Source organism: Rhizobium nepotum 39/7 (assembly GCF_000949865.1).
Classification (GTDB): Bacteria; Pseudomonadota; Alphaproteobacteria; order Rhizobiales; family Rhizobiaceae; genus Agrobacterium; species Agrobacterium nepotum.
Genome location: NZ_JWJH01000060.1, coordinates 1 through 4,563 on the forward strand (window position 1 = coordinate 1; position 4,563 = coordinate 4,563).

Below are 4,563 nucleotides of genomic sequence, written 5' to 3' on the forward strand. Positions count from 1 at the left end.
TTCTGGTGCAGGACGGTGATGCCCGGATCCTTTAACTCGATGATGTCCAGCATGTCGGAAAAGATCTTGGCGCGATCAGCCGGATCGATGGCCTGTTCGAGCTTCGCACCGAGAGCGTCGAATTCCGGGTTCTCCCAGATCTTTTGTGTACCCATCGTTGCGGTCTTTGCGAACGAAAGCGCGTACACGGACACATAAGGATCCGAAACGATGGCAGTGCTGGACCAATTGCCCGTCGCGCGAGCATTTGTGTTTTCGAATAATTTGCCGGCTTCGACAAATTCCAGCTTGGCATTGATACCCACGGCCTGCCACATAGCGACAATGGCCTCGCTGACCGGGTTTTCTGCCGTGTAATAGTTGTTCTGCGACCGGATCGTGATCTGCTCGCCGTTATAGCCGGCGTCCTTCAGGAGCTGCTGCGCCTTTTCTGGATTGTACTCGGGCTTTGGACGATCCTTCAGGTAGATCGGTCCGAATTCCTTGAACTGCGCGCCATTCGGGACGACGGTTTTTCCATCCCAGATGGAGTCGACGATTGCCTGTCGATCAATGGCCAGGCTTAGCGCCTGGCGAACGCGCGGATCCTTGAGCACAGGATTGTTCTTGTCGTAGAACAGGATGCGATTATTCGGAACCGGACCGCCGACGATCTTCGCCTCAGTTGATTTGTTTACAACGTCGAGCTGGTCCGGCGGAAGATCGGTGACGATGTCATAGTCGCCCGCGAGAAGACCGGCGATGCGCGACGAGACCTCCGGCACCACTTTGAAAGTAACGGTTTTAGCATTGGGCTTACCGCCGAAATATAGATCGTGAGCAGCCAGCGTGACATGATCGTTCGCGATAGACTCAACGACCTTGTACGGGCCCGCGCCGATTGGCTTCTGCTTCCACTTGACCCAGTCGCCGCCCATCTTCACCCAGGCGTCCTTGCTGATGACAACGGCGGAATAGTTCGCCAGACGCTGCAACAAGACGGGATCCTTGAACTTCGTGACGAAGCGCACTGTTTCCGGATCGACAACGTCGACATGATCAAGGCTGCTAAAGCTTGTCAGGTAGGTTGGATATCCAGGCGCCTTTGGATCAGTCAAGCGTTCCGGACCAAACGAAAATGCCACGTCGTCTGCGGTCATTTCACGGCTGTCATGGAAGATGACGCCCTTGCGAAGCTTTATTTCCAGGGTCGTGTCGTCGATCCATTTCCACGAGATCGCAAGGTTCGGCCGAACCGTGTAATCGTTCAGGTCGAGCTTTAGCAAAGTTTCGTGGATCGATGGGTTATTGCGGAACGCGGCGTTGGATGCCTGGTCGACCGGCTCCTGGGTCTCGGGGTTTTTCTGAACTGCTATTCTCAAGTCGCGACGATTGTCCTCCTGAGCGACGGCTGCCCCGGCCGCCAGCGAGGCAATGACGAGTGCCGTCGACGCAATGAATGTTCTTCTCTTCATATTCTCCACTCCCTGACGAGGCCGGTCAGCTGGGCTGTACCGAGCCGGTGCTTCTTGCTTTCACTCCCTGTCGCCGACGCTATGTTGGCGACTTCCCCCACGCTTTGATCCGGCGAGAAGAGACCTGAGACGGGCAATCAATGCCCATCGAACTCTGTTCGAGGATGGACGCACACCGAGCGTGGACCCTCACGTTGCAATCACGAACTTCTTGCGCAGCTTCTCTGGAGCGGTGTCGATCATCGACTTGGCGCCCGCATCGGTGACGATGACGCCGATGTCTTCGATCTTTGCTGCCACCGACAGACTGGACTTTGTGAACTTCGAATAATCCGCCACGACGATGACACGCCGGGAAACCTCGATCATGGCGCGAGCGATACTCGCGTTCACGGGCGTTGAGGTGCAGATCAAACCACGATCGATGTCGATCGACGCCGCGTTAAGGATAAGCTTGTCGACATTGAACTGGCGAATGAACTGCTCCGCCAGCGGCCCCCGGAAAGAGCGGTTCGCTTCGGAATATTCGCCTCCTACCGAGTAAATGCTCTGCCTTTCGGCACGCGTCAGTTCGGCAACAATGTCGAGGCCGTTGGAAATAAATGTGAGGGTGTTGCGTCCAGCGAGGTGCTTGGCGACTTCCAATGCTGTCGTGCCTGCATCAAGAAGAACAGTGTCGCCATCGACAACCATCTCAGCCACGGCAGCGGCAATGGCCGCCTTCTCGGTCTGGTTTGAGACGGCACGGGCCGCGTTGGATGCGTCCATCGCGACCTGGTTGATATTGACGGCGCCGCCGTGCGTCCGGCGCACCAATCCGGCCGCTTCCATCTCGCCAAGGTCACGGCGGACAGTCGCGACCGAGATGTCGAGGTGCTCCGTCAGTGTACGAATATCCACGAAATTACGCGTCCGCAGCAGGTCGACAATTTTCGCTTGGCGATCTTCCGCTTGGGTCAACACGCGTTTCCTCCTCGTCCGTATGTGATGCTTATCGATCAATCGTGAGCGATATCTACCTCCCGTAGATGACAGCTATATGACAGCTTTCTTGGCTTTTGCATAGTAAATCTGCTGACGAATTGAATTAATTGTGTGCTGCATCGCACAAATCCTGCTGTATGTTGAGCGAAATCGATCATAGGAAAAGGCAAAACAGGCTGATGGTGGTTGTGTCGTCAGGTTGCCCGAGATCCAAAGCTTCGGGGCAGCACCCCGGGATTGACGCCGACGCGTCAGCCAATCAGGTGAAACAGGGCCCGAAACCGCGGATAGGAGGCTCGCATTGTCGACAGAGCAGATTTTGCTCTTGAGCCCCCGCATGATCCTGGCTTGACCGTTGAGCGTGGTCTCCCCATTCGCCTTGAAAAGCAGTGGCCATGGCCGGCACAATACCGGCCACGGCAAGGCATGAAAGCGGCCGCCGAGAAAAGCGTCCGCTCGCAGACTTTACCGGGTGTTTCCGAAGGAGAGGCTCAGGGGGCCAAGGTCCATGGCGAAACTCTGCTTCGGTTCCCACTTCACCTTGTTGGAAATCCCGTAGAAGACGGCGTTCTGGTGCAGGACGGTGATGCCGGGATCCTTCAACTCGATGATATCAAGCATGTCGGAGAAGGTCTTGGCGCGATCGGCTGGAGCGACGGCCTGTTCGAGCTTCGCACCGAGGGCGTCGAAATCGTCGTTGATCCAGATCTTCTGCGTGCCCATCGTCGCGGTCTTTGCGAACGAGAGCGCATAGATTGAAACATACGGGTCCGAAATGACTGCGGTGCTCGACCAATTACCGGCTGCACGGCCATTGGCATTGTCGAACAGCTTGCCGGCTTCGACAAATTCCAGCTTGGCATTGATGCCGACGGCCTGCCACATGGCAACGATCGCCTCGCTGACCGGGTTTTCTGCCGTGTAATAGTTGTTCTGCGAGCGGATCGTGATCTGCTCGCCCTTGTAGCCAGCGTCCTTCAGGAGCTGCTGTGCCTTTTCCGGATTGTACTCGGGTTTCGGGCGGCCCTTCAGGTAGACCGGTCCGAATTCCTTGAATTGCGCGCCATTCGGGACGACGGTCTTGCCGTTCCAGATGGAGTCGACAATCGCCTGACGATCAATGGCGAGGCTGAGCGCCTGACGGACCCGCGGATCCTTCAGCGCCGGGTTGTTCTTGTCGTAGAACAGGATACGGTTGTTAGGAACCGGGCCACCGACAATCTTTGCATTGTCCGATTTGTTTACAACGTCGAGCTGGTCCGGGGGGAGATCGGTAGCAATGTCGTAGTCACCCGCGAGAAGGCCAGCAATACGAGACGAAACTTCAGGCACGACCTTGAACGTGATAGTCTTTGCGTTCGGCTTTCCACCAAAATACTGGTCGTTGGCAGCCAGTGTGACATGGTCGTTCGCGACAGATTCGACCACCTTGTACGGGCCGGCACCGACGGGCTTCTGCTTCCACTTGACCCAGTCGCTGCCCATCTTTACCCAAGCGTCCTTGCTGATGACAACCGCCGGATAGGCGGCGAGGCGCTGCAACAGAATAGGATCCTTGAACTTTGTCACGAAGCGCACGGTTTCCGGATCGACAACCTCGACATGATCGAGGCTGCTAAAATTCGTGAGATACGATGGATAGCCGGGGGCCTTCGGGTCGGTCAAACGTTCCGGGCCGAAGGAGAAGGCGACGTCGTCAGCGGTCATTTCGCGGCCATCGTGGAAAATGACGTCCTTGCGGAGCTTCAGTTCAAGGGTCTTGTCATCGACCCATTTCCAAGAGATTGCGAGGTTCGGTTGTACCGTGTAGTCGCCGTTGAGGTCGAGTTTCAACAGGGGCTCGTGGATCGAGGGATTGTTGCGGAAAGCAACGTTCGATGCGGTATCCACCGGTTCCTGCGTTTCGGGGTTCTTTTGAACCGCAATGCGCAAGTCCGGACGCGTGTCCTCCTGAGCGAAAGCGATTCCACTGGAAAGCGATACGGCAATCGCAGCAGCCGTACCGATAAAGGTTCTTCTCTTCATTGAAGCCACTCCTTGAGAAAGCGGGCTGGTCTTGCCGTACCCGCGACTGATCTTGTTTCACCAACCACAACCGCCGGTACGGCGGTGTCTTCCCTCATGC

Annotated in this window: 3 protein-coding genes; all 3 read right to left on the reverse strand. The window is 56.5% G+C overall.

Annotated elements, in window-relative coordinates:
* Positions 1-1,454 (reverse strand): ABC transporter substrate-binding protein (locus RS75_RS24785; protein ID WP_045025260.1); only part of this gene is annotated, 1,454 nt, incomplete at its 3' end.
* Between the two features lie 189 nt (positions 1,455-1,643).
* Positions 1,644-2,417, reverse strand: a complete 774-nt coding sequence (locus RS75_RS24790) for a DeoR/GlpR family DNA-binding transcription regulator (RefSeq protein ID WP_012654935.1) — start codon at positions 2,415-2,417, stop codon at positions 1,644-1,646.
* 486 nt (positions 2,418-2,903) lie between these two features.
* On the reverse strand, positions 2,904-4,463 hold the full coding sequence (locus RS75_RS24795; protein ID WP_041723954.1) for an ABC transporter substrate-binding protein: 1,560 nt from the start codon (positions 4,461-4,463) through the stop codon (positions 2,904-2,906).
* Positions 4,464-4,563 lie beyond the last annotated feature (100 nt).